18 protein-coding genes, 1 tRNA gene and 1 pseudogene are annotated in these 24,022 nt (G+C 72.3%); 17 read left to right on the forward strand and 3 right to left on the reverse strand.

The features are described from left to right. Nucleotides 1–18 precede the first annotated feature (18 nt). The 5 genes and pseudogenes from ABS735_RS00890 to ABS735_RS00910 form a co-directional block, all read left to right on the forward strand. Nucleotides 19–921, forward strand: coding sequence for a type II secretion system F family protein (locus ABS735_RS00890; protein ID WP_373905158.1), 903 nt, complete (start codon nt 19–21; stop codon nt 919–921). Continuing rightward, complete coding sequence (locus tag ABS735_RS00895; protein WP_373905010.1) at nt 918–1,715, forward strand: type II secretion system F family protein; 798 nt, start codon at nt 918–920, stop codon at nt 1,713–1,715. Before ABS735_RS00890 ends, ABS735_RS00895 begins: the two co-directional genes overlap by 4 nt. Before the next feature lie 112 nt (nt 1,716–1,827). Further along, on the forward strand, nt 1,828–2,055 hold the full coding sequence (locus tag ABS735_RS00900) for a DUF4244 domain-containing protein (protein ID WP_373905011.1): 228 nt from the start codon (nt 1,828–1,830) through the stop codon (nt 2,053–2,055). A gap of 196 nt (nt 2,056–2,251) precedes the next feature. Continuing rightward, on the forward strand, nt 2,252–2,596 hold the full coding sequence (locus tag ABS735_RS00905; protein ID WP_373905012.1) for a TadE family type IV pilus minor pilin: 345 nt from the start codon (nt 2,252–2,254) through the stop codon (nt 2,594–2,596). Further along, nucleotides 2,593–2,964: pseudogene (locus tag ABS735_RS00910) on the forward strand (Rv3654c family TadE-like protein); the annotation flags it as partial. The gene ABS735_RS00905 and the pseudogene ABS735_RS00910, both read left to right, overlap by 4 nt. A gap of 220 nt (nt 2,965–3,184) precedes the next feature. Here ABS735_RS00910 and ABS735_RS00915 read toward each other — a convergent pair. Then, nucleotides 3,185–5,641 (reverse strand): DEAD/DEAH box helicase, encoded by a 2,457-nt coding sequence (locus ABS735_RS00915; protein ID WP_373905013.1) that lies wholly within the window; start codon nt 5,639–5,641, stop codon nt 3,185–3,187. Nucleotides 5,642–5,723: 82 nt separating this feature from the next. On the opposite strand from ABS735_RS00915, the gene bldG reads away from it, so the two are divergent. The 12 genes from bldG (at nt 5,724) to ABS735_RS00975 (ending at nt 22,141) form a co-directional block, all read left to right on the forward strand. Then, complete coding sequence (gene bldG, locus ABS735_RS00920; RefSeq protein ID WP_003975386.1) at nt 5,724–6,065, forward strand: anti-sigma factor antagonist BldG; 342 nt, start codon at nt 5,724–5,726, stop codon at nt 6,063–6,065. Nucleotides 6,066–6,175: 110 nt separating this feature from the next. Continuing rightward, the gene (locus ABS735_RS00925; protein ID WP_373905014.1) at nt 6,176–6,607 is read left to right on the forward strand and encodes an ATP-binding protein; all 432 of its coding nucleotides are present in this window, start codon (nt 6,176–6,178) and stop codon (nt 6,605–6,607) included. Nucleotides 6,608–6,723: 116 nt separating this feature from the next. Continuing rightward, the gene (locus tag ABS735_RS00930) at nt 6,724–6,906 is read left to right on the forward strand and encodes a hypothetical protein (protein WP_373905015.1); all 183 of its coding nucleotides are present in this window, start codon (nt 6,724–6,726) and stop codon (nt 6,904–6,906) included. A 97-nt stretch (nt 6,907–7,003) separates the two neighbouring features. After that, complete coding sequence (locus ABS735_RS00935; RefSeq protein WP_373905016.1) at nt 7,004–9,409, forward strand: sodium-translocating pyrophosphatase; 2,406 nt, start codon at nt 7,004–7,006, stop codon at nt 9,407–9,409. A gap of 228 nt (nt 9,410–9,637) precedes the next feature. Next, the gene (locus ABS735_RS00940; RefSeq protein WP_373905017.1) at nt 9,638–10,228 is read left to right on the forward strand and encodes a small secreted protein; all 591 of its coding nucleotides are present in this window, start codon (nt 9,638–9,640) and stop codon (nt 10,226–10,228) included. Nucleotides 10,229–10,281: 53 nt separating this feature from the next. Next, a complete protein-coding gene (locus ABS735_RS00945; RefSeq protein WP_373905018.1) occupies nt 10,282–11,799 on the forward strand; it encodes a DUF7059 domain-containing protein in 1,518 nt (505 codons plus the stop codon). Between the two features lie 230 nt (nt 11,800–12,029). After that, the gene (locus tag ABS735_RS00950; protein ID WP_373905019.1) at nt 12,030–12,227 is read left to right on the forward strand and encodes a hypothetical protein; all 198 of its coding nucleotides are present in this window, start codon (nt 12,030–12,032) and stop codon (nt 12,225–12,227) included. A 269-nt stretch (nt 12,228–12,496) separates the two neighbouring features. Further along, a complete protein-coding gene (gene topA, locus ABS735_RS00955; protein WP_373905020.1) occupies nt 12,497–15,355 on the forward strand; it encodes a type I DNA topoisomerase in 2,859 nt (952 codons plus the stop codon). 158 nt (nt 15,356–15,513) lie between these two features. Beyond that, on the forward strand, nt 15,514–18,849 hold the full coding sequence (gene tmk, locus ABS735_RS00960; RefSeq protein WP_373905021.1) for a dTMP kinase: 3,336 nt from the start codon (nt 15,514–15,516) through the stop codon (nt 18,847–18,849). A 157-nt stretch (nt 18,850–19,006) separates the two neighbouring features. Further along, nucleotides 19,007–20,212, forward strand: a complete 1,206-nt coding sequence (locus ABS735_RS00965) for a DNA polymerase III subunit delta' (protein ID WP_373905022.1) — start codon at nt 19,007–19,009, stop codon at nt 20,210–20,212. A gap of 115 nt (nt 20,213–20,327) precedes the next feature. Continuing rightward, nucleotides 20,328–21,947, forward strand: coding sequence for an alpha/beta hydrolase (locus tag ABS735_RS00970; protein ID WP_373905023.1), 1,620 nt, complete (start codon nt 20,328–20,330; stop codon nt 21,945–21,947). A 117-nt stretch (nt 21,948–22,064) separates the two neighbouring features. Further along, a tRNA-Thr gene (locus tag ABS735_RS00975) sits at nt 22,065–22,141 on the forward strand. Nucleotides 22,142–22,230: 89 nt separating this feature from the next. Here the strand turns inward: ABS735_RS00975 and ABS735_RS00980 are convergent. Together ABS735_RS00980 and ABS735_RS00985 are read right to left on the reverse strand one after the other, a co-directional pair. Continuing rightward, a complete protein-coding gene (locus tag ABS735_RS00980) occupies nt 22,231–23,433 on the reverse strand; it encodes a tyrosine-type recombinase/integrase (RefSeq protein ID WP_373905024.1) in 1,203 nt (400 codons plus the stop codon). Further along, a complete protein-coding gene (locus ABS735_RS00985; RefSeq protein WP_373905025.1) occupies nt 23,426–23,956 on the reverse strand; it encodes a helix-turn-helix domain-containing protein in 531 nt (176 codons plus the stop codon). The genes ABS735_RS00980 and ABS735_RS00985 overlap by 8 nt, the downstream gene beginning before the upstream one ends. Between the last annotated feature and the right edge of the window lie 66 nt (nt 23,957–24,022).

Raw genomic sequence — 24,022 nt, forward strand, 5'->3', positions numbered from 1 at the left:
AGCATGACGGGGACGGGCATGCCGGGGGCAGGCGAGGTGTCGACGGGTGTGGCACTGGTGTGCCTGGGAGCGGCCGCGTGGCTGGCCGGCGGGTGGCACTCCGGCGTACGGCGGGCGCGACTGGTGCTCGCCGAAGGCCGGACCGGCCGGATGGCTGGGACCGACGGTGCGGGCGGTGCGGGGCCGCCGTCTCCGGCGGGCCGGATGACCGACGGGCTGCGGCGTGTCCGTGCCCGGCTGAGGCCCGAATGGGGGGCACTGGCCGCCGGTCTGGTGCTGGCGCTCCTGGGCAACTCGGTGCTGCCGATCGTCGCGGGAGCGGCCGGGGTGCCGATGCTGCGGCGGATGCGCCTGGCCGGCCGGAAGCGGCGGGCCCGGGAGCGCCGGCAGGACGCGGTGATCGCGCTGTGCGGGACGCTCGCCGGGGAGGTCCGGTCGGGGCGACAACCGGGCGAGGCGCTGCTGTGCGCCGCGCAAGACTGCGACGGGCTCGGTGACGCGCAGGCGGCGGTGCTGGCGGCGGCCCGGTTCGGCGGGGACGTCCCCGGGGCGCTCGTGGCGGCGGCCGGGCAACCCGGTGCCGAGGGGCTGCGGGGTCTCGCGGCGTGCTGGCGGGTCGCGGTCGACCAGGGCGCGGGGCTCGCGGCCGGTCTCGACCGGCTGGAGGGCGCGTTGCGCGCCGAGCGGGACCAGCGCTCCGACCTGCGCGCCCAACTGGCGGGCGCTCGGGCCACGGCCGTGATGCTCGCCGGTCTGCCGGTCCTCGGCCTCCTGCTCGGCGTTGCCCTCGGGGCCGACCCCCTGCACGTGCTGCTGCACACGGGAGCCGGACTGGGCTGTCTGCTGGCCGGTGGGGTGCTGGAGAGCCTGGGCGTCTGGTGGGTGACGCGGATCGTGCGCGGAGCGGAGGCGGCGTCGTGAACGGCGACCTCGTCCACAGGCTGGGGACTGTGGTGGGGGCGGCGCTGGTCGTCGGCTGGCTGACGCGGGGCCTCGCGGCCACGCGGCGGGAGCGGGCGCTGCGCAGGCGGCTCACCGGCCTGCTGGCACCGGAACCGGCTCGTTCCGCCCCGCGACACACCGAGGTGCTCAGCACCGTCCGCCCATGGCTGCCACTGCTCGGCACGGTGGGCGCCGGCTGGGCCCTGATCGGCGGCGTGGCCGGAGCCTTGGTGGGACTGGTGGGCGCCGCCGCACTGTGGCGTTGGAGTGCCCGACGCTCGGCCGCCGGAACGTCGGCGGCGGAGGCCGCCGCCGCGGCGGCCTCCCGTCAACTGCCTTTGGCGGCGGACCTACTGGCGGCATGCATCGCGGCGGGCGCCAGCCCGGTCACGGCCGCACGGGCGGTCGGTGACGCCCTGGGCGGGCCGGTCGGAGACGCGCTGGGGCGCGGCGCCGCGGAGGTGCGTCTCGGTGGTGAACCGGACGGTGCCTGGCGAGGGTTGGCCGCCGTCCCGGGTGCGGTGCCCCTTGCCCGGCTGCTGGAGCGGGCCGAGGTGTCCGGCCTGCCCGCGGCGGGCCCGGTTGCCCGGCTGGCCGCCCAGGCCCGTGCCGACTGGGCCCGCACCACGACGGCTCGGGCCCGGCGAGCGGCCGTCATGGTGACCGCGCCCGTGGGGCTCTGCTTTCTCCCGGCGTTCATCGCGGTGGGTGTGCTGCCGGTGGTCATCGGGCTGGCGGGAGGAGTGCTGGGGCGCGGGGGAGGCGGTGGCTGACGGATCGGGACGTACCGGCGGCGGCGCCGGCGAGTGAATGTCCGACGGACGAGCGACGGACGAGTGACGGACGAACAAGTGAGCAACAGGATCGAGCCTTACGGGGGTTGCGATGTATCAGGTGGTCCGGGCACGGCTGCGTGCCCTGGTGTGCGGAGTGGGAACGACGCTCCGGTGGCGGGCCGCGCGACGGGACGCGGGCATGGTCACTTCCGAGTACGCGATGGGGATCGTCGCGGCGGTGGCCTTCGCCGTGGTCCTCTACAAGGTCGTGACGAGCGGGGCGGTCAGCGCGGAGCTGCAGGGCATCGTGAAGCGGGCACTCGATGCGCGGATGTAAGCGGGCGGCGAGGACGAAGGCGCGGGCCCGGGACACCCGCGGACGCTACCCGCACAGCGGATCGGACGGCGGGTCGGACACCGGATCGCGCTCCGGATCGGACGGCGGGCCGGACACCGGATCGCGCTCCGGATCGGACGGCGGGCCGGACACCGGATCGCGCTCCGGATCGGACGGCGGGCGGGACAGCGGCTTCGTGACGGCGGAGACAGCTGTAGTGCTTCCGGTGCTGGTGGTGTTCGCGATGGCGTTGGTGTGGGGCCTGCTCGTGGTGGCCGCTCAGATCCAGTGCGTGGACGCGGCCCGGACGGGCGCTCGGGCGGCGGCGCGACAAGACCCGGTCGACGCGGTCGTGGAGGTCGCCCGCGAGGCGGCACCCCGCGGGGCGCGGGTCACGGTCAGCCGGGAGGCGGGCCTGGTCCGTGTGGTCGTGGTGGCCGACCCGCCGGCTCTGCACGGACTGCCCTTCGAGGTACGGGAGGAGGCCGTGGCTTCGGCGGAGCAGACGGTGGGGACGGCACCGGTGGGGGCGGAGTCGTGAGGCGCGACGCCGTGAGGACCGCGGCCGACCGCGGTTCGGCGACCGTGTGGAGCGTCGGCGCCATCGCCGTTCTGTGTCTGGTGTTCGGCGTGGTGCTCGCCCTGGGACAGGCCGTCGTGGCCCGTCATCGCGCGGCCGGCGGCGCCGATCTGGCGGCGCTCGCGGCGGCGGACCACTGGGCCGAGGGCGGCACGGCGGCGTGCGACAGGGCGGGCCGGGTGGCGCGGGCCCAAGGGGCGCGGTTGGTGCGGTGCGTGCTGACCGGGCAGGTCTCGGACGTGACGGCGGCGTCGGGCAGGAGGCCCTTCACAGCGGAGATCCGGGCGAGGGCGGGTCCGGCCTCGCCCACGATCCCCGCACCGCCCCCGGTCACCACCACACGGCCCCCGCTCACCCCCACACGGCCCCCGCTCACCACCACACGGCCCCCGCTCACCCCCACACGGCCCCCGCTCACCACCACACGGCCCCCGCTCACCCCCACACGGCCCCCGCTCACCCCCACACGGCCCCCGCTCACCCCCACACGGCCCCCGCTCACCCCCACACGGCCGCCGCTCTCCACACCACCCTGGCCGTCCTCACCCGCTACCCCGCCTCCGCCGCCCCCCGCAGCAGCACCGTGAGGAGCCGTACCGCTCCCCGCTTGTGCAGCGGATCGTTGCCGTTGCCGCACTTGGGGGACTGGATGCAGGACGGGCAGCCGGCGTCGCACTCGCAGGAGGCGATGGCCTCCCGGGTGGCCGTGAGCCAGTCACGGGCCGTGTGGAAGGCGCGCTCGGCGAAACCCGCGCCGCCGGGGTGGCCGTCGTACACGAAGACCGTCGGCAGCAGCGTGTCCGGGTGCAGGGGGACCGACACGCCGCCGATGTCCCAGCGGTCGCAGGTCGCGAACAGCGGCAGCATGCCGATCGAGGCGTGCTCGGCGGCGTGCAGGGCCCCGCCGAGGATCTCCGGGTTGATCCGGGCCGCGTCCAGCTGGTCCTCGGTGACCGTCCACCACACCGCGCGGGTGCGCAGCGTCCGGGGAGGCAGGTCGAGCTTCGTCTCGCCCAGGACCTCGCCGGTGATCAGGCGCCGACGCAGGAAGGAGACCACCTGGTTGGTGACCTCGACGGAGCCGTAGCAGAGGCGCCCGTCGCCCCACGGGACCTCGATGTCGGTCTCCAGGACCGAGATCGCCGTCGTGTCGCGGGCCACCGTCGAGTAGGCGGGCGTGGCCTGCTCGACGAGCGCGACGGAGTCCTCCAGGTCCAGTGAGCGGACGAGATACGTGCGCCCCTGGTGGAGGTGGACGGCGCCCTCGTGGACGGTCGTGTGGGCGGCACCGGCGTCCACCGTGCCCAGCAGTCGGCCCGTGCCGGCCTCGACGACCTGGACCGGGCGCCCGCCCTCCCCGCGGATGTCCGTCAGGTCGGCGGCCCGCTCACGGCGTGTCCAGTGCCAGGCCCGGGTCCGCCGGCGCAGCAGCTTCGCCGCCTCCAGCTGGGGCAGCAGCTCCTCGCAGGCGGGACCGAAAAGCTTCAGGTCCTCCTCCGTCAGCGGCAGCTCGGCCGCCGCCGCACACAGGTGCGGGGCGAGGACGTACGGGTTGTCCGGATCGAGGACCGTGGACTCCACCGGTTGGTCGAACAGGGCCTCCGGATGGTGGACGAGGAAGGTGTCCAGCGGGTCGTCACGGGCGACCAGCACGGCCAGCGCTCCCTGTCCGGACCGGCCCGCCCGGCCCGCCTGCTGCCACAGCGAGGCACGCGTGCCCGGGTATCCGGCGATCACCACGGCGTCCAGGCCGGAGATGTCGAGGCCGAGCTCGAGGGCGTTCGTCGCCGCGAGTCCGAGGAGGTCACCGGAGTGCAGGGCGCGTTCCAGGGCGCGGCGCTCCTCGGGGAGGTAGCCGCCGCGGTAGGCCGCGACGCGCCCGGCCAGGGAGCGGTCGACCTCGGCCAGACGTTCCTGGGCGATCACCGAGATCAGCTCCGCGCCGCGCCGGGAGCGTACGAAGGTGATCGAACGCATGCCCTGCACGGTGAGGTCGGTGAGCAGGTCGGCGGCTTCGGCGGTGGCCGTGCGGCGGACCGGCGCGCCCTTCTCGCCCTCCAGTTCGGTCAGCGGCGGTTCCCACAGGGCGAACACCAGTTCCCCGCGCGGTGACGCGTCGTCGGCGACCTCGACCACCGGCAGCCCGGTGAGACGGCGGGCCGCCACCGAGGGCTCGGCGGCGGTGGCGGAGGCGAGCAGGAAGACGGGCGACGCGCCGTAGCGGGCACACAATCTGCGCAGCCTGCGCAGCACCTGGGCGACGTGGGAGCCGAAGACGCCGCGGTAGGTGTGGCACTCGTCGATGACGACGTACTTCAGGGCCTTCAGGAAGGAGGACCAGCGGGGGTGGGAGGGCAGGATGCCGCGGTGCAGCATGTCCGGGTTGGTCAGGACGTACGTGCCGTACTGCCGGATCCACTCGCGTTCCTCGAACGGCGTGTCGCCGTCGTAGACCGCCGTTCGGACGGATGTGCCCAAAGGTTGTGAAAGTTCCTTCACGGACCGGCACTGGTCGGCCGCCAGCGCCTTGGTGGGGGCCAGGTAGAGGGCGGTGGCACCGCGCCCGTTCGGGGCCTCGGAGCCGTCCACCAGGGCCGACAGGACCGGCACCAGATAGGCCAGGGACTTGCCGGACGCGGTGCCCGTGGCGACGACCACCGAGTCGCCGTCGAGGGCGTGCTCGGCCACGCGTGCCTGGTGGGCCCAAGGGTGTTCGATACCCGCGGCCCGTACCGCGGCGAGAACTTCCGGTCGAATCCGATCCGGCCAGACGGCATGACGGCCCGCACGCGGGGGCAAGTGCTCCGTATGAGTGATGCGCGCAGCCCGGCTCGGTCCCGCGGCGAGCCGGTCCAGGAGCATGCCCGGTTCCGGCCGGGAGCCGGGCTCCGCCGGGGATCGATCGGGTCGGTGATTCTTGGCCATCGGCACCGAGTCTGTCACTGGCGTGACGGACAATGGGACCAAGGCGTCGTGCACGCCTGCCGGTAAGTGATTGAATGCCATCGCGGCTGGCGAACCGTCCTGGGGGCTTCAAGCCGAGGTGTCCCGAGGGACGACCGCTCGATAGCAAGGTGCTGGAGGATCCGTGGACCTGTCCCTGTCGACCCGTACCGTCGGCGATCGTACGGTCGTCGAGGTCGGTGGCGAAATTGACGTATACACCGCGCCCAAGCTGCGTGAGCAGCTGGTCGAGCTCGTGAACGACGGGAGTTTCCACCTCGTCGTCGACATGGAGGGCGTGGACTTCCTCGACTCCACAGGGCTCGGCGTGCTGGTCGGTGGACTGAAGCGGGTGCGCGCCCATGAGGGCTCGCTGCGGCTGGTCTGCAACCAGGAGCGCATTCTCAAGATCTTCCGTATCACCGGCCTCACCAAGGTGTTCCCCATTCACACCTCGGTCGAGGAAGCGGTGGCGGCCACCGACTGACGACCGGTTCCGGGCCTCAGCGGCCCGGGACGGCAAGTAGAACGAGGGGGGCCCGGGCTGTCGGCGGCCCGGACCCTCGAAAAGCACGCCCGTAGTTCCGAGGGGGATGCATGGCCACCGTCGAACTCCGCTTCAGCGCGCTGCCCGAGCACGTCCGGACCGCCCGTCTGGTGGCGGCCGCGGTGGCGCGCAGGGCCGGAGTGGACGAGGCCGTCCTCGACGAGGTCAGGCTCGCCGTCGGCGAGGCCTGCACCCGGGCTGTGGGCCTGCATCAGCACGTCGGCATCACGGCGCCGGTCAAGGTGTCGCTGATCGAGGAGGAGAAGCAGTTCTCCATCGAGGTCGGTGACGAGGCGCCGCACGCGGTCCCCGGGGTCAAGACCTCGGGGGACGCCGCCGACGATCTGGAGGCCGAGGAGGACGAGATGGGCCTCGCGGTCATCAGCGGACTCGTCGACGACGTGGAGGTCTCGGCGGGCGAGGACGGCGGACTGATCCGCATGACCTGGCCCACCGCGCCGGCGGTGCTGCCGCCGATCTGATCCCCCGCGTCACTCCTGTTTCACCCAGAGGGCCCCACCCCGTGGGGCCCTTTGCCATGCGCGGCCATACATTGGTGCCGTGCGGGCGTTAAGTGAATTCATTCACGATCAATCGCATGAAAAAATTGATCACCAAGCGGTCCAAGCGGTTCACCAAGCGGTTCACCAAGCGGTTCACCAAGCGGTTCACCAAGCGGTTCACCAAGCGGTTCACCAAGCGGTTCACGAAACGGATCACCGTACGGATCACGGCATTAATGCCGGAGGGGCATTACTACTTCCGGCCCCCTTGTGGTTGACAGGTCAATTCCTTTTGTCGTGCACTGTTTTGATCAGCTTCCGGTACCTACAATCCCGTCCACATCTTGAGCTCAGCCCAAGCGTCAAGGAGGACGAATGGCGGAGCTTTCCACCCCTCATCAGTTGGGCGATCCCTCCCACCTCGCAGCCGCCGTGCTGACCGACGGAAACCGCGCCCTGGTCGCGGTCATCGCGGTCGTCGCGCTGGCCGCGCTGGTACTCGCGGGCGTCCTGGTGCGCCAGGTGCTCGCCGCGGGCGAGGGAACCGACAGCATGAAGAAGATCGCGGCGGCCGTCCAGGAAGGTGCGAACGCCTACCTGGCCCGGCAGTTGCGCACGCTCGGCGTATTCGCCGTCGTCGTGTTCTTCCTGCTCATGCTGCTGCCCGCGGACGACTGGAATCAACGTGCCGGACGTTCGATCTTCTTCCTGATCGGCGCGGCGTTCTCGGCGGCCACCGGCTATATCGGTATGTGGCTCGCCGTGCGCAGCAATGTGCGCGTCGCCGCGGCGGCGCGGGAAGCGACACCGGCCCCCGGCGAACCGGAAAAGGATCTCACTCTCGTCTCGCACAAAGCGACGAAGATCGCGTTCCGCACGGGCGGCGTCGTCGGCATGTTCACGGTGGGGCTCGGCCTGCTGGGCGCCTGCTGCGTGGTGCTGGTGTACGCGGCCGACGCGCCGAAGGTCCTGGAGGGCTTCGGCCTCGGTGCCGCGCTGATCGCGATGTTCATGCGCGTCGGCGGCGGCATCTTCACCAAGGCCGCCGACGTCGGCGCCGACCTGGTCGGCAAGGTCGAGCAGGGCATTCCGGAGGACGATCCGCGCAATGCCGCGACCATCGCCGACAACGTGGGCGACAACGTCGGCGACTGCGCGGGCATGGCCGCCGACCTCTTCGAGTCGTACGCGGTCACCCTGGTCGCCGCGCTGATCCTCGGCAAGGTGGCCTTCGGCGACTCCGGACTGGCGTTCCCGCTGCTGGTGCCGGCGATCGGCGTGCTCACCGCCATGATCGGCATCTTCGCGGTGGCGCCCCGGCGGTCCGACCGCAGCGGCATGAGCGCGATCAACCGGGGGTTCTTCATCTCCGCGGTGATCTCGCTGGTGCTGGTTGCGGTCGCCGTCTTCGTCTACCTGCCCGGCAAGTACGCCGACCTGGACGGCGTCACCGACGCAGCGATCGCCGGCAAGAGCGGCGACCCGCGGATCCTCGCGCTGGTCGCGGTGGCGATCGGTATCGTGCTCGCCGCCCTGATCCAGCAGCTCACCGGCTACTTCACCGAGACCACCAGGCGTCCCGTCAGGGACATCGGCAAGACCTCGCTCACGGGGCCCGCCACCGTCGTCCTCGCCGGTATCTCGCTCGGCCTCGAATCGGCCGTCTACACCGCCCTGTTGATCGGCCTCGGCGTCTACGGGGCCTTCCTGCTCGGCGGTACGTCGATCATGCTGGCGCTGTTCGCGGTGGCGCTCGCCGGTACCGGCCTGCTCACCACGGTCGGCGTGATCGTCGCCATGGACACCTTCGGGCCGGTCTCCGACAACGCGCAGGGCATCGCCGAGATGTCCGGCGACGTCGAGGGCGCCGGCGCCCAGGTGCTCACCGACCTCGACGCCGTCGGCAACACCACCAAGGCCATCACCAAGGGCATCGCCATCGCCACCGCCGTTCTCGCGGCGTCGGCCCTCTTCGGGTCGTACCGCGACGCCATCACCACCGGCGCGGCGGACGTGGGCGAGAAGCTCAGCGGCGAGGGCGCGCCGATGAACCTGATGATGGACATCTCACAGCCCAACAACCTCGTCGGTCTCATCGCCGGCGCGGCGGTCGTCTTCCTCTTCTCGGGGCTGGCGATCAACGCGGTGTCGCGGTCGGCGGGCGCGGTGGTCTTCGAGGTACGGCGGCAGTTCCGGGAACGGCCCGGAATCATGGACTACAGCGAGAAACCCGAGTACGGCAAGGTCGTCGACATCTGTACCAGGGACGCCCTGAGGGAACTCGCCACGCCCGGGCTGCTGGCCGTGATGGCGCCCATCTTCATCGGGTTCACGCTCGGCGTGGGCGCGCTCGGCGCGTTCCTGGCGGGCGCGATCGGCGCGGGCACGCTGATGGCGGTGTTCCTCGCCAACTCCGGCGGTTCCTGGGACAACGCCAAGAAGCTCGTCGAGGACGGCCACCACGGCGGCAAGGGCAGCGAGGCCCACGCCGCCACCGTCATCGGCGACACGGTCGGCGACCCCTTCAAGGACACCGCGGGACCGGCCATCAACCCGCTGCTGAAGGTCATGAACCTGGTGGCGCTGCTCATCGCTCCCGCGGTCATCAAGTTCTCCTACGGAGCCGACAAGAGCATCGGCGTACGGGTGCTGATCGCCGTCGTCGCGTTCGTCGTCATCGCGGCGGCGGTCTACGTGTCCAAGCGGCGCGGGATCGCCATGGGTGACGAGGACGACACCGACCAGAAACCCAAGTCGGCCGATCCGGCGGTGGTTTCGTAGGTTCCGCCATCGAACCCGTCGTACGGCCTGGCCGGAGGCGGGCTGCAAAGGACGGGCGGACGGCGCGTGTTGACGCGTCGTCCGCCCGTTTCACGCGTGTGCGCACCTCTCGCCGTGAGCCTTCTCTCCCTTGTTCCCTCTTGGTGCAAATGGCTTCAATACGGTCTTAACGGATGTTCGTCCGGTCGATGTCCCCCATCCGGCGTGTATGTTCCGGGGCCGAGAGCCATGGAAGGGACCAATCCGGTGAACAAGAAGCTCGCGGTCGCACTGTCCGGCGGTGCGGTACTGGTACTGGCGCTGACGGGATGCGGCGGCAGCGACGACAACGAGAAGCTGGACTCCTGGGCCAAGGAGGTCTGCGAGGGCGTGCAGCCGCAGGCCAAGAAGATCGAGGCGGCCAACGCGGCGATCCAGAAGGAGACCTCGGACAGCAGTACGCCGGCCGAGGTCCAGAAGACCGACGCGAAGGCGTTCCAGGACATGTCCGACGCCTACAAGGCGATGGGCGCCACCGTCCAGAAGGCCGGCCCCCCGGACGTCGACGACGGTGAGAAGAAGCAGAAGGACGCGGTCACCGAGCTGAACGGCCTCTCCTCCTCGTACGCCTCCCTGCGCAAGCAGGTGGAGAAGCTCAACACCAAGGACCAGGCCGAGTTCGCCGACGGCCTCAAGGACATCGCCACCGAGCTGAACAAGCTCAGCAAGAGCGGCAGCAACGCGTTGAAGACCCTGGAGGAGGGTGACGTCGGCAAGGCGATGGCCAAGCAGCCCAGCTGCAAGTCGGCCTCGGCGACGCCTTCGGCCGCCAAGGGCTGACGTTCCCACGCGGACGCGGGGCGGGGTGCGGACCGCCGGGCCACAATGGGGGTGTGAGTAACGCCAGCCTGCCCCCCCTGCCCTCCGCCGACCGCCCCGACGTCACCGCCCGGCTGCGGGACGCCCTGCTCGGGGCGTCCTTCACCGCCGACGGACTGCTGGAACTGCTCGGCGCCCCCGCCTACGCGGCGCTGTCGCGCAGCGAGACCGTGCCCGCGCTCCGGGCGACCCGCGGCGACACGGCGCTCGAACTGCTCGTCCGGCTGTTCCTCCTGCAGCAACCCGTTCCCCACGCGCGCGTGGGGAACGTTCTGCCCGTCGACGTCTGCCTGGAGAGCGGATGGCTCGACCGCGCGGGCGACGACGAGGTGGCGGCCACCGTGGACGTACGGCCCTACGGCGGACCCGGCGGCGAGGACTGGTTCATCGTCTCCGACCTGGGCTGCGCGGTCGGCGGCGCCGGCGGCATCGGCAACCACGCCGAGGGCGTCGTCCTCGGCGTCGGCGGCGCCTCCACGACCCTCGCGGGCCTCACCGTCCGTACGCCCGTCTCCGCCGCCCTCGACCTCGGCACCGGCTCCGGCATCCAGGCGCTGCACGCCGCCGCGCACGCCACGCGCGTGACGGCCACCGACGTCAACCCGCGCGCGCTGCACATCGCCGCGCTCACCCTCGCGCTGTCCGGAGCCCCGGCCGCGGACCTGCGCGAGGGCTCCCTCTACGAGCCGGTCGCCGACGACGAGACGTACGACCTCATCGTCTCCAATCCGCCGTTCGTGATCTCGCCGGGCGCCCGACTCACCTACCGCGACGGCGGGATGGGCGGGGACGATCTGTGCCGCTCGCTCGTTCAGCAGACGGGGGAGCGCCTGAACGAGGGCGGGTTCGCGCACTTTCTCGCCAACTGGCAGCACGTGGAGGGGGAGGAGTGGACGGACCGGCTGCGCTCCTGGGTGCCGCGCGGCTGCGACGCCTGGATCGTGCAGCGCGAGGTGCAGGACGTCACCCAGTACGCCGAGCTGTGGCTGCGGGACGCCGGAGACCACCGCGGTGACCCGGCCGACTACCAGGCGCGTTACGACGCGTGGCTGGACGAGTTCGAGGCGCGCAAGGTCAAGGCCGTCGGCTTCGGCTGGATCACGCTGCGCCGGACCGGGGCCGCCGAGCCCTCGGTCGTCGCCGAGGAGTGGCCGCACCCGATCGAGCAGCCGCTCGGCGAGACCGTGCGGGCCCACTTCGACCGCGTCGACTACCTGCGCTCCCACGACGACGCGGCCCTGCTCGAAGCCCACTTCACGCTGGCCGGCGAGGTCGTCCAGGAGCAGGTCGGGCTGCCCGGCGCCGAGGACCCGGAGCATGTCGTCCTGCGCCAGAACCGCGGCATGCGCCGGGCCACCCGGGTCGACACGGTCGGCGCCGGCTTCGCGGGCGTCTGCGACGGCACCATGAGCGCCGGCCGCATCCTGGACGCCATCGCCCAGCTGGTCGGCGAGGACCCGGTGGCCCTGCGCGACCGCACGCCCGCACAGATCCGGCTGCTGGTGGAGCAGGGCTTCCTCGAACCGGCGTAGCGGGCGCGGCCGCCGGGCGTGGGTGCGCGCACCCATTTCTTTTTCCGCGGCCACCCGCGGCCACCCGCAACGCCCGCCCCACCGACGAACGGCGAACCGGCCACGGAACGACGACACCCGGCGGAGCCGTCGGCTCCCCGTTCACCTCGGGTTCGCCTGCCCGCCGCCCGCGCGTGACAGCCTCCCGGAGGCTGGACACGCGCGGGCTGGAGAAAAGGGGCACGGGGACCATGGAGAGCGGGCCGGCGATCTTCGCGGGATTGGTGTTCGCCCTGTTCGGGGCCGGTCTGCTGGTGTGGACCACGACGCGGCTGCGGCACGGCCGGCCCGTCGCGCTCGGTGTGAGCCCCGTCGCATCGGCGACGGTCGCGAGCGTCGCCGCAGTGATCGCGCTGGGCCTCGGGGCGTGGTGCCTGACGCAGGTGTGAGGGGCCGGTCGTGGGCCCTCGCCGGAGCGCCGCCCGGGTAACCGGGGGATCGCGCTCCGGATACACCGGTCGGGGCAGGTGAGCACTCCGGGCGGCAGGAACACGGTTCGTCGGGTTACCGTTCGAGTGGCCGTTGCGGGCTTTTCCCGTTTGACACGGGGGCGGGAGGTACCGTCACACTCCGCAGCGTCACGATCGAAACACAGAACGACCCGACCCCGGGACCACGGCCTGGGGAGGCCCAGCGTCGACCGGAGAGAAGAGCGAAGTTGTCCCCGACCAGCGAGACCGCGAAGGGCGGCCGACGACTCGTCATCGTCGAGTCGCCTGCCAAGGCGAAGACGATCAAGGGCTATCTCGGCCCTGGCTACGTCGTCGAGGCGAGCGTCGGGCACATTCGCGACCTTCCCAGCGGCGCGGCGGAGGTGCCGGAGAAGTACACCGGCGAGGTCCGCCGCCTCGGTGTGGACGTCGAACACGACTTCCAGCCGATCTATGTGGTCAACGCGGACAAGAAGTCCCAGGTCAAGAAGCTCAAGGACCTGCTGAAGGACTCCGACGAGCTCTTCCTCGCCACCGATGAGGACCGCGAGGGCGAGGCCATCGCCTGGCACCTGCAGGAAGTCCTCAAGCCGAAGATCCCGGTCAAGCGCATGGTGTTCCACGAGATCACCAAGGACGCGATCCGCGCCGCCGTCGCCAACCCGCGCGAGCTGAACCAGAAGCTCGTCGACGCCCAGGAGACCCGCCGCATCCTCGACCGCCTCTACGGCTACGAGGTCTCGCCGGTCCTGTGGAAGAAGGTCATGCCGCGCCTGTCGGCAGGCCGCGTCCAGTCCGTCGCCACCCGGCTCGTCGTCGAGCGGGAACGCGAGCGCATGGCGTTCCGCTCCGCCGAGTACTGGGACCTCACCGGCACCTTCGCGACCGGCCGGGCCGGTGACGCGTCGGACCCGTCGTCCCTGGTCGCCCGTCTCCAGACGGTCGACGGACGGCGTGTCGCGCAGGGCCGCGACTTCGACTCCCTGGGGCAGATCAAGAGCGCGAACACCCTCCACCTCGACGAGTCGAACGCCCGCGCGCTCGCCGCCGCGCTGGAGAACACCCGCTTCGCCGTCCGCTCCGTCGAGTCCAAGCCGTACCGCCGCTCGCCGTACGCCCCGTTCCGTACGACGACGCTGCAGCAGGAGGCCTCGCGCAAGCTCGGCTTCGGTGCGAAGTCGACCATGCAGGTCGCCCAGAAGCTGTACGAGAACGGCTACATCACCTACATGCGTACGGACTCCACGACCCTGAGCGACACGGCGGTCAGCGCCGCCCGCGCCCAGGTGACGCAGCTGTACGGCGCCGACTACCTGCCGCCCCAGCCGCGTACGTACGCCGGCAAGGTCAAGAACGCGCAGGAGGCGCACGAGGCGATCCGCCCCTCCGGCGACCGCTTCCGCACGCCCGCCGAGACCGGTCTGACCGGCGACCAGTTCAAGCTGTACGAGCTGATCTGGAAGCGGACCGTCGCCTCCCAGATGAAGGACGCGACCGGAAACAGCGTCACCGTGAAGATCGGCGGCGCCGCCTCCGACGGCCGGGACGTCGAGTTCAGCGCCTCCGGCAAGACCATCACCTTCCACGGCTTCCTCAAGGCCTACGTCGAGGGCGCCGACGACCCGAACGCCGAGCTGGACGACCGCGAGCGCCGACTGCCGCAGGTCGCCGAGGGCGACGCGCTGACGGCCGAGGAGATCACGGTCGACGGCCACGCCACCAAGCCCCCGGCCCGCTACACCGAGGCGTCGCTGGTCAAGGAGCTGGAAGAGCGCGAGATCGGCCGCCCGTCGACGTACGCGTCGATCATCGGCACCATCCTGGACCGCGGCTACGTCTTCAAGAAGGGCACGGCACTCGTCCCGTCCTTCCTCTCCTTCGCCGTGGTCAACCTCCTGGAGAAGCACTTCGGGCGGCTCGTCGACTACGACTTCACCGCCAAGATGGAGGACGACCTCGACGCCATCGCCCGCGGCGAGGCCCAGGCGGTGCCGTGGCTGCGCCGCTTCTACTTCGGCGAGGGCGACGGCGCGGGAGGCGGCGGCGCGGCCGACGCGGGCAACGGCGACGGAGACCACCTCGGCGGCCTCAAGGAACTCGTGACCGACCTCGGCGCGATCGACGCGCGCGAGGTGTCGTCCTTCCCCGTCGGCAACGACATCGTGCTGCGCGTCGGACGCTACGGCCCCTACGTCGAGCGCGGCGAGAAGGACTCCGAGAACCACCAGCGCGCCGACGTCCCCGAGGACCTGGCCCCGGACGAGCTGTCCGTGGAACTGGCGGAGGAACTGCTCGCCAAGCCGAGCGGCGACTTCGAGCTGGGCACCGACCCGGCCACCGGCCACGCCATCGTCGCCAAGGACGGCCGCTACGGTCCGTACGTCACCGAGGTGCTCCCCGAGGGCACCCCGAAGACCGGTAAGAACGCCGTGAAGCCGCGCACCGCCTCGCTGTTCAAGTCGATGTCGCTGGACACGGTGACGCTCGACGACGCCCTGAGGCTCATGTCGCTGCCGCGGGTCGTCGGGACCGACGCGGAGGGCGTCGAGATCACCGCGCAGAACGGCCGCTACGGCCCGTACCTGAAGAAGGGCACGGACTCGCGGTCCCTCCAGACCGAGGAGCAGCTCTTCGACATCACGCTGGAGGAGGCGCTGGCGATCTACGCCCAGCCCAAGCAGCGTGGCCGGGCCGCGGCCAAGCCGCCGCTGAAGGAGCTGGGCACCGACCCGGTCAGCGAGAAGCCGGTCGTGGTCAAGGACGGCCGCTTCGGCCCGTACGTCACCGACGGCGAGACCAACGCGACGCTGCGCTCCGGCGACAACGTCGAGGAGATCACGCCCGAGCGGGGCTACGAGCTGCTCGCCGAGAAGCGCGCCAAGGGGCCCGCCAAGAAGACGGCGAAGAAGGCCACGAAGAAGACGGCCGCCAAGAAGGCCCCGGCCAAGAAGGCGGCGGCGACCAAGAAGACGGCCGCAGCGAAGACCACGGCGGCCAAGAAGACCGCCGCCAAGAGCACGGCGAAGAAGACGACCGCCGGCACGGCCGCCAAGAAGGCGACCGCATCGAAGGCGTCGGAGGACTGAGCCCGGCTCAGGAACTCAGGCACCGCCCAGCGCCGCACCGCTTCACCGCTTCACACGCTCTTCGCGAAACGAACGCCCCGGCATCAATTCGGTGTCGGGGCGTGCGTACGTTCGGCCGGGCACGCCGGACTGTCGGCGGCGACCTATAGGCTGAACGCATGACGCGAGCCGAGCAGCCAACGGCCCCTCACCCCGCCCCGGACGACGCCCTGGTCGCGGACTCCCGCGAGCGCGCCGTCCGCACCCTGCTGCGCCGTCCGCAGCTGAGGCGTTTGTGGAGCGCACAGCTCGTGGGGGGTGTCGGCGACATCCTCGCCCTCCTGGTGCTGGTCCTCCTCACCGTCCAGGCCGCGATCGGCGCGGGCTCGTTCGGCGGGGGCTACCGGGGCGTGGCGTTCGCAGTGGCGACCGTTTTCGGCGTCCGCATCCTGGCGACGCTGCTCTTCGGCGCCGTCCTGCTCGGGCCCCTGACGTCACTCACCTCGCAGGACGGCCCGCTCGACCGGCGCTGGACCCTGGTCGGCGCCGACGGGCTGCGGGCCGCGCTGCTGATCGTCGCGCCGCTGTGGATCGACTGGACGCCCGACAACTCACTCGCCGTCCTCCTGGTGACCGTCTTCGTCATCGGCGTCGCCGAGCGCTTCTGGACGGTGTGCCGGGAGAGCGCGGCCCCCGCACTGCTGCCCGCCCCGCCCCTGGAGGGCGCGACGGTACGGCCGCTGCCGGACCACATGGACGCGCTGCGCCGCCTGTCGCTGCGCACGAGCTTCGTCGCGATCCCGCTCGCCGGCGCCGTGCTGGTCCTCGCCGGGCTCCTGAACAACCTCCTGGGCGCCGGCATCGACTGGTTCGCCGAGCACCAGGCGGCGCTCGGTTCGTACGTGGCGGCCGGACTCTTCGCCGCATCCCTGTCCGTGGTGACCTTCCTGGAGCTGCCCGCCGTGCGCACCCCGCGCGCGCGGTCGCCGCTGGAGGGCATGCGCCGCCCCAAGAGCGGCAGCGGCGTCGACAAGGGCCGCACCGGAGTGCTCCCGCTGCTGGTGTTCGCCTGCGCCGCGGTCGCCGCGGTGGTGGCCGCCACGGTCGCCGTGGCCGTGCTGCACGCCAAGGACCTGGGCGGCGGCCCCGTGCTGTACGGGCTGACGGTGGGCGCGCTGACCGGCGGCGTCGTCGTCGGCATCCGCACCGCCCCCGCCCTGCTGCCGTCCCTGTCCCGGCGGCGGCTGCTCGCCCTGGCGATCGCCTTCGCCGGCGTCACCCTGCTGGCCGCCGGGCTCGTCCCGGACGACACCACCGTGCTCTTGCTCCTCGCGCTGGCCGGTGTCGGCGCGGGCGTGGCCGCGAACACCGGGCACGCGCTGCTCGACCAGGAGACCGAGGACCACCGCCGGGCACGCACGACCGAGCATCTGCACGCCGTCGTCCGCGTCTGCGTGGCGCTGGGTGCGGTCGTCGGGCCCGTGCTGGCCGCGGCGATCGGACCGCACCGGCTGGAGAACGGCAAGTTCGTCTTCGCCCACGGCGGCGCCGCGTTCGTCCTGATGCTGCTCGGCGCCCTGCTGCTGCCGCTGGCCGCGCTGGTACTGGCCAAGGTCGACGACCGCTCCGGCGTGCCGCTGCGGCAGGATCTGCGGGACGCGCTGCTCGGCGGCGACGACCCGGTTCCGGCGCCCGCCGCGGGCGGCTTCTTCATCGCCCTGGAGGGCGGCGACGGCGCCGGCAAGTCCACCCAGGCCGAGGCCCTCGCCGAGTGGATCCGCGGCAAGGGACACGAGGTCGTGCTCACGCGCGAGCCCGGGGCGACGCCGGTGGGCAAGCGCCTGCGCTCCATCCTGCTGGACGTCTCCAGCGCCGGACTGTCGCACCGCGCGGAGGCGCTGCTGTACGCCGCCGACCGCGCGGAGCACGTCGACACCGTGGTCCGGCCCGCCCTGGAGCGCGGCGCCGTGGTCATCTCCGACCGCTACATCGACTCCTCGGTCGCCTACCAGGGCGCCGGCCGCGACCTGTCGCCGACCGAGATCGCCCGCATCAACCGCTGGGCCACCGACGGGCTCGTGCCGCACCTGACCGTCCTGCTGGACGTGTCGCCGGAGGCCGCGCGCGAGCGGTTCACCGAGGCGCCGGACCGGCTGGAGTCCGAGCCCGCCGAGTTCCACGCGCGCGTGCGCTCCGGTTTCCTCACCCTGGCCGCCGCCGACCCCGGGCGCTATCTCGTCGTGGACGCCGGCCAGGAGCCGGAGGCCGTCACCACCGTCGTACGCCACCGGCTCGACCAGGTGCTGCCGCTGTCCGAGGCCGAGATCAAGGCTCAGGAGGAGGCGCGCCGCAAGGCCGAGGAGGAAGCCCGCCGCAAGGCCGAGGAAGAGGCCGCGCGCAAGGCCGAGGAGGAGCGCCTGGAGCGCGAGCGCCTCGAGGAGGAGGCGCGGGTGCGCGCCGAGGAGGAGGAGCGCAAGCGGCGCGAGCTGGAGGAGGCGCAGCGGCGCGAGGCCGAGCGGCAGGCCGAGGAGGCCAGGCAGCGGGCCGAGGAAGCACGCCGGAAGGCCGAGGAGGAGCGGGCCCGGCTCCTCGCGGAGGAGAAGGCGCGCGCCGAGGAGGAGGCACGGCTGCGGGCCGAGGAGGAGCGGCGCCGCAAGCAGGCCGAGGAGGAGGAGCGGCTGCGGGCCGAGGCCGAGGCCCGGCGCATGGAGAAGCAGCGCAAGGCCGAGGAGGCCCTGCTGCGGGCCGAAGAGGCACGCCGGGCGGCGGAGCAGGCGGCGGCCGCGGCGGCGGCCGGTCCCAAGTCGGCGCCTCCCGCGGCGGCGGACGCGCCCCGCCCGAAGCCGGCCGCCTCGGCGCCCTCCGACGCGGTGACCGTGCCTACCCCGGTCGTGACCCCGACCAACGCCTCCGGCGGGCCGGTGGAGGACACGGCGGTACTGCGACCGGTGCGGGACACGCGGGGCGAGGACCGGGCCGACGAGGCCGAGGACGGTGCCCGGCGCGGGCGCGACGACGGCGGCCGGGCGTCCGGCGAGTCCGAGTCCGAGGTGACGACCGAGCTGCCCAAGCCACCGGCGCCGTCCGGCGCGGCGGACGAGACGGCCCTGCTGCCGGCGGTGGAGCCGCGCGACGCCGACGAGACGGCGGTCCTGCCGCCCGTGACGCCGCCGGGAGCCGCCGACGAGACGGCCGTCCTGCCGCCCGTGGGCGGGGAAGACCTCGCCGACCGGGTCCCGCCGGGTTACTTCCGCGAGGAGAGCCCGGCCGCCGGTGCCGGCCCCGCCGGGGACGCCCAGGACCGCACGCGCGAGCTGCCCCAGATCGACCCCGACCAGGCACCGCCCCGCAGGCGCCGTTCCGACTGGGCCGAGGAGACCCCGCTGGACGACCTGCCGACGCTGGCGGACGAACTGCTCGGGCCGCACGACGAGGACGAGGGCCACCGGGACGACGACGGCGGCGAGGGCGGCCGTCGGGGCGGCGGCCGCGGCAGGGGCCGGGGACGACGCTGAGCACCTGAGAACCGGGACGCCCGGGGCCCGTGCCCCGGGCGTCCCGCCGCGTTGTCAGTGCCGCCCCGCACAATGGAGGGCGCGCCGCGGATCAGCGCGGCGGCTCAGTGGGCGGATCGGTGTGACGGATCGGTGTGACGGAAGGACGGCGTGACCCATGACCGTGTGGGACGACCTCGTCGGGCAGGAGAAGGTGTGCGAGCCGCTCGCCGCCGCTGCCCGGGACGCCGACGCCTTCGTCACCGCCGCCGCGGCCGACGGCCCGCTGCCGCAGGCGACGAGCATGACGCACGCCTGGCTGTTCACGGGCCCGCCCGGCTCCGGCGTGGCACAGACGGCGCGGGCCTTCGCCGCCGCGCTGCAGTGCGTGAGCCCCGACCGCGCGCTCGGCGGCGTCCCCGGCTGCGGCTTCTGCGACGGATGCCACACGGCGCTGGTCGGCACCCACGCGGACGTCAGCACGGTGGTCGCCATGGGCGCCGAGATCCGCGCCAAGGACATGCGGGACACCGTCCGCAAGTCGTTCACCTCTCCCGCTAACGGGCGCTGGCAGGTCATCCTCGTCGAGGAAGCCGAGCGGCTGAACGAGAAGTCGGCCAACGCGGTCCTGAAAGCCGTGGAGGAACCGGCCCCGCGCACCGTCTGGCTGCTGTGCGCCCCCTCCGTCGAGGACGTCCTGCCCACGATCCGCTCCCGCTGCCGCCACCTGAACCTGCGCACACCGTCGGTCCAGGCCGTCGCCGACATGCTCGTACGACGCGAGGGCATCGCACCGGACGTCGCCGCCGCGGCGGCCCGCGCCACCCAGGGCCACATCGACCGCGCCCGCCGCCTGGCCACGGACCAGGCCGCCCGGGCACGCCGGGAGGCCGTGCTGAAGCTGCCGCTGCGGGTCGAGGACATCGGCGGGGCCCTCAAGGCGGCCCAGGAGCTGGTCGACGCCGCGGCGGAGGACGCCAAGCAGCTCGCCGAGGAGATGGACACCAAGGAGACCGAGGAACTGAAGGCGGCGCTGGGCGCGGTCCAGGGCGGCCGGCTGCCCCGCGGCACGGCAGGCGTGATCAAGGAACTGGAGGCCGATCAGAAACGCCGCAAGGCGCGCACGCAGCGCAACAGCCTGGACCTGGCCCTGAGCGAGCTCACCGGCTTCTACCGCGACGTCCTCGCGCTCCAGCTCGGCTCCCGCGTGGCGATCGCCAACGCCGACGCGGAGGACTCTCTGGAGCGGCTCGCGCGCGCCGGCACACCCGAGTCCACGCTGCGCCGCATCGAGGCGATCGCGGCCTGCGGCGAGGCCCTCGACCGCAATGTGCCCCCGCTGCTGGCGGTGGAGGCGATGACGATGGCCCTCAGAGCGGGCTGAGCACGCCTTCCCGGTCCGCGTTCGGAGAGGCGCCCGGTCGTTGACGCCGTAACCCGTACGAGGCACGCGAACCACGCATCGCAATGACTCCGTCGCGGAGCGTTACGCTCGATGGATGCACACAAGGCGCACTCACCGCAGGACCCGCACCGGCAGCACCCGTGTCAGAGCCACACTGCTCGCCGCCGCGCTGCTCGCCACCGCCTGCTCGGCCGGGGGCGCGTCGACGTCCGCCGGATCCCCCGCGGCGGAGGCGGCCGGCTCGACGGAGGCGGCGACGGCGGCGCTGACCGCGCTGCCGAAGGCCACGCCCTCCGAGCTGTCTCCGTACTACGAGCAGAAGCTCAGCTGGCGCGACTGCGGCGTCCCCGGCTTCCAGTGCGCCACCATGAAGGCACCGCTCGACTACGCCAAGCCCACCGAGGGCGACGTCCGGCTCGCGGTGGCCCGCAAGAAGGCCACCGGGCCCGGCAAGCGGATCGGCTCGCTGCTCGTCAACCCGGGCGGACCGGGCGGCTCGGCGATCGGCTACCTCCAGCAGTACGCGGGCGTCGGCTACCCGGCGAAGGTCCGCGCCCAGTACGACATGGTGGCGGTCGACCCCCGGGGCGTTGCCCGCAGCGAGCCCGTCGAGTGCCTCGACGGCCGCGAGATGGACGCGTACACGCAGACCGACGCCACGCCCGACGACGCGGGCGAGACGGACGAGCTGGTCGACGCCTACAAGGAGTTCGCCGAGGGCTGCGGGGCCGACGCGCCGAAGCTGCTGCGCCACGTCTCGACGGTCGAGGCGGCGCGCGACATGGACGTACTGCGCGCGGTGCTGGGCGACGAGAAGCTCACCTACGTCGGAGCCTCGTACGGCACCTTCCTCGGCGCGACCTACGCCGGCCTGTTCCCGGACCGGACGGGCCGCCTGGTCCTGGACGGCGCGATGGACCCCTCCCTGCCCGCCCGCCGTCTGAACCTGGAGCAGACGGAGGGCTTCGAGACGGCGTTCCAGTCCTTCGCGAAGGACTGCGTGAAGCAGCCGGACTGCCCGCTCGGCGACAAGAACACCACCCCCGACCAGGTCGGCAAGAACCTCAAGGCCTTCTTCGACGACCTGGACGCCAAGCCGATCCCCGCCGGAGACGCCGACGGCCGCAAGCTCACCGAGTCCCTCGCTACCACCGGTGTGATCGCCGCGATGTACGACGAGGGCGCCTGGCAGCAGCTGCGCGAGTCGCTGACCTCGGCGATGAAGGAGAAGGACGGCGCGGGCCTGCTGATCCTCTCCGACAGCTACTACGAGCGCGAGGCCGACGGCGGCTACAGCAACCTGATGTTCGCCAACGCCGCCGTGAACTGCCTCGACCTCCCCGCCGCCTTCTCCTCCCCGGACGAGGTGCGCGCCGCCCTCCCCGACTTCGAGAAGGCGTCCCCGGTCTTCGGCGAGGGCCTCGCCTGGTCCTCCCTGAACTGCGCGTACTGGCCGGTGAAGCCCACGGGGGAGCCGCACCGCATCGAGGCGGCCGGCGCCACCCCGATCGTCGTGGTCGGCACCACCCGCGACCCGGCCACCCCGTACCGCTGGGCCGAGGCCCTGTCCGACCAGCTCTCCTCCGGCCGCCTCCTCACCTACGAGGGCGACGGCCACACCGCCTACGGCCGCGGCAGCGCCTGCATCGACTCCGCGATCAACACGTACCTGCTGAGCGGCACCGCCCCGAAGGACGGCACCCGCTGCTCGTAGCCCCACCCCGCCGACCCCACCCGCCCCGGAGCCTTCCGCTCCGGGGCGGGTTCGGAGCACCCCGGGGAACTGTGTAGACTTACCGTCGTTGCTGATCGCACCATGGGTGCACGGCGCGCCGCCTTAGCTCAGATGGCCAGAGCAACGCACTCGTAATGCGTAGGTCTCGGGTTCGAATCCCGAAGGCGGCTCCAGCTTTACCCGCTGGTCACAGGCCAGTTGATCACTGCCCGTTCGGGGGACGCCCGAGCGGGCAGTACGCATTTTGTACACGTCACTTTGATCACGCAGCTTCCGTGAGTGACGCACGCAGCTTTTCGAGTGCGGCGATCCGTCCGGCGTCGAGCGCGTCGGCGACCTCGTCGAGCCGATCCGGGAACAGGTGGCCGTAGACGTCGAGCGTCATCGCCGCCGACTTGTGCCCGAGCATCGTCTGCACGACCTTGACGTCGGCGCCGGCCGCGATGGCAAGCGACGCCGCGGTGTGCCGCAGCTTGTGCGGCGTGATGCCGAGCCCGTCGAGCCCGGCCGCCTTCACCGCAGGGTCGAACATGCGCTGCCGGAAGTTCGCGTACCGCAGCGGGCCGCCCTCGGGCGCGGTGAACACCAGCGCGTCAGGCTTCCGGCCGGCGGTCAGCTCGCGCAGCTCGTCGGCGAACGACCGGGGGAGCGGCACCGACCGCTTCTCGTGGTTCTTCACCGGCCCGAGCTCGAGCGCGCCTCGCACGTCGGTGTAGCCCTGCACGATGCGGATCCGCCGGGTGTCGATGTTGACCCGGCCGGCCTTGACGGCGGTCGCCTCGGCCCACCGGATTCCGCAGTACCCGAGCACCAGGACCAGGCGGCGGTAGTCGCCAGCCGCGTCGGCGAGCTGCTCAAGCTGCTCGTGCGTGAGGTAGACGTGCTCGTCGTCCTCGTTCGGCCGGGGCAGCTCGTGCTCGGTCGCTGGACTCGCCGCGATGCGCCCGGTCTGCACGGCGCGCTTCATGACCATCGCGAACACGCGGTAAATCTTCGTGATCCGGGCGGGCCCGAGCTTCCGGCCGGACTTGCCCGGCTTCTCGATCAGGTCGTCGATCCAGTCGGATACGTCCTCCCACCGGATGGCGCCGATCTGCCAGTCGCCCCACCGGGGGATGACGTAGTTGTCGAGCAGCTCGCGGTAGTCGTGCTTCGTCGTCCGCCCCTGCCTGCGCAGCGACCGGTACCACTCCTCGGCAACGACCTTGACCGCGGCTTTCGCCGACTGCGGGTCACGGTACGAGCCCTTGTCGAGCCGGGCCGTGATCGCGTCCTTCTCCGCCTCGGCCTGCGGCAGCTTCGCGAACGTCTTCGCCTTCGGCTTGTTGTCCGGGCCGTACCACCGCACCCGCCAGCGGCCGGGCGGCTGCCGCTTGCTGCCCTCTCGCTTCGTCGTCTGCCACTTCTCCACAGCCTGTTGATAGTCGGCGTGGTTGGCGCGGTCCTCGATCCAAACCCTAGCCATCCGTACCCCCCTCGATCCGTGACCCGTCGGCGTTGAAGCCCGTTTGCCGCAAGATGCGCTCGTGTTCGGCCTTCGACTGCTCGACGGACCATTCCGCGTACTCGCGGGCCGACATCGGGCGCCACCCGTTCGGCAGCGCTCGCAAGCGCCACGCGTACCACTCCGCGCCGGCCGCGTCGGGCAGTGGGCGCATGCCATGCGCCCACTCCCACGCCTGGCGGGCCGAAACGGTGCCAAGCGTCGTGACCTCGGCCAGTGCCTCACCTGTGATGTCCGGAGGCAGCAGAAGCGCAGCGGGGTGCACGCCGAGTGCGACGGCGAGGGCGACCAGGTCGTCAGCGTCGACTCGGCGGGTGCCGTTCTCGATGCGGGAGACACCCAACGGCGGGATCGGGCGCCCCAGCGTCGTCACCTTCTCGGACAGCTCGCGCTTGGTCATCCCGCCGGCCTCGCGCAGCCGCTGGACGTTTCGCCGCACCTGATCACCGGTGGGCCCTAGTGGGTTCTTCTTCTCGTCGGCCACGGCCACACTGTGGCATCAAAATGATTCGCGAGCAACCCCTTGGATATCCCCGGAACGTCCTGTAGC

It is taken from the genome of Streptomyces sp. MMCC 100 (assembly GCF_041538145.2).
Classification (GTDB): Bacteria; Actinomycetota; Actinomycetes; order Streptomycetales; family Streptomycetaceae; genus Streptomyces.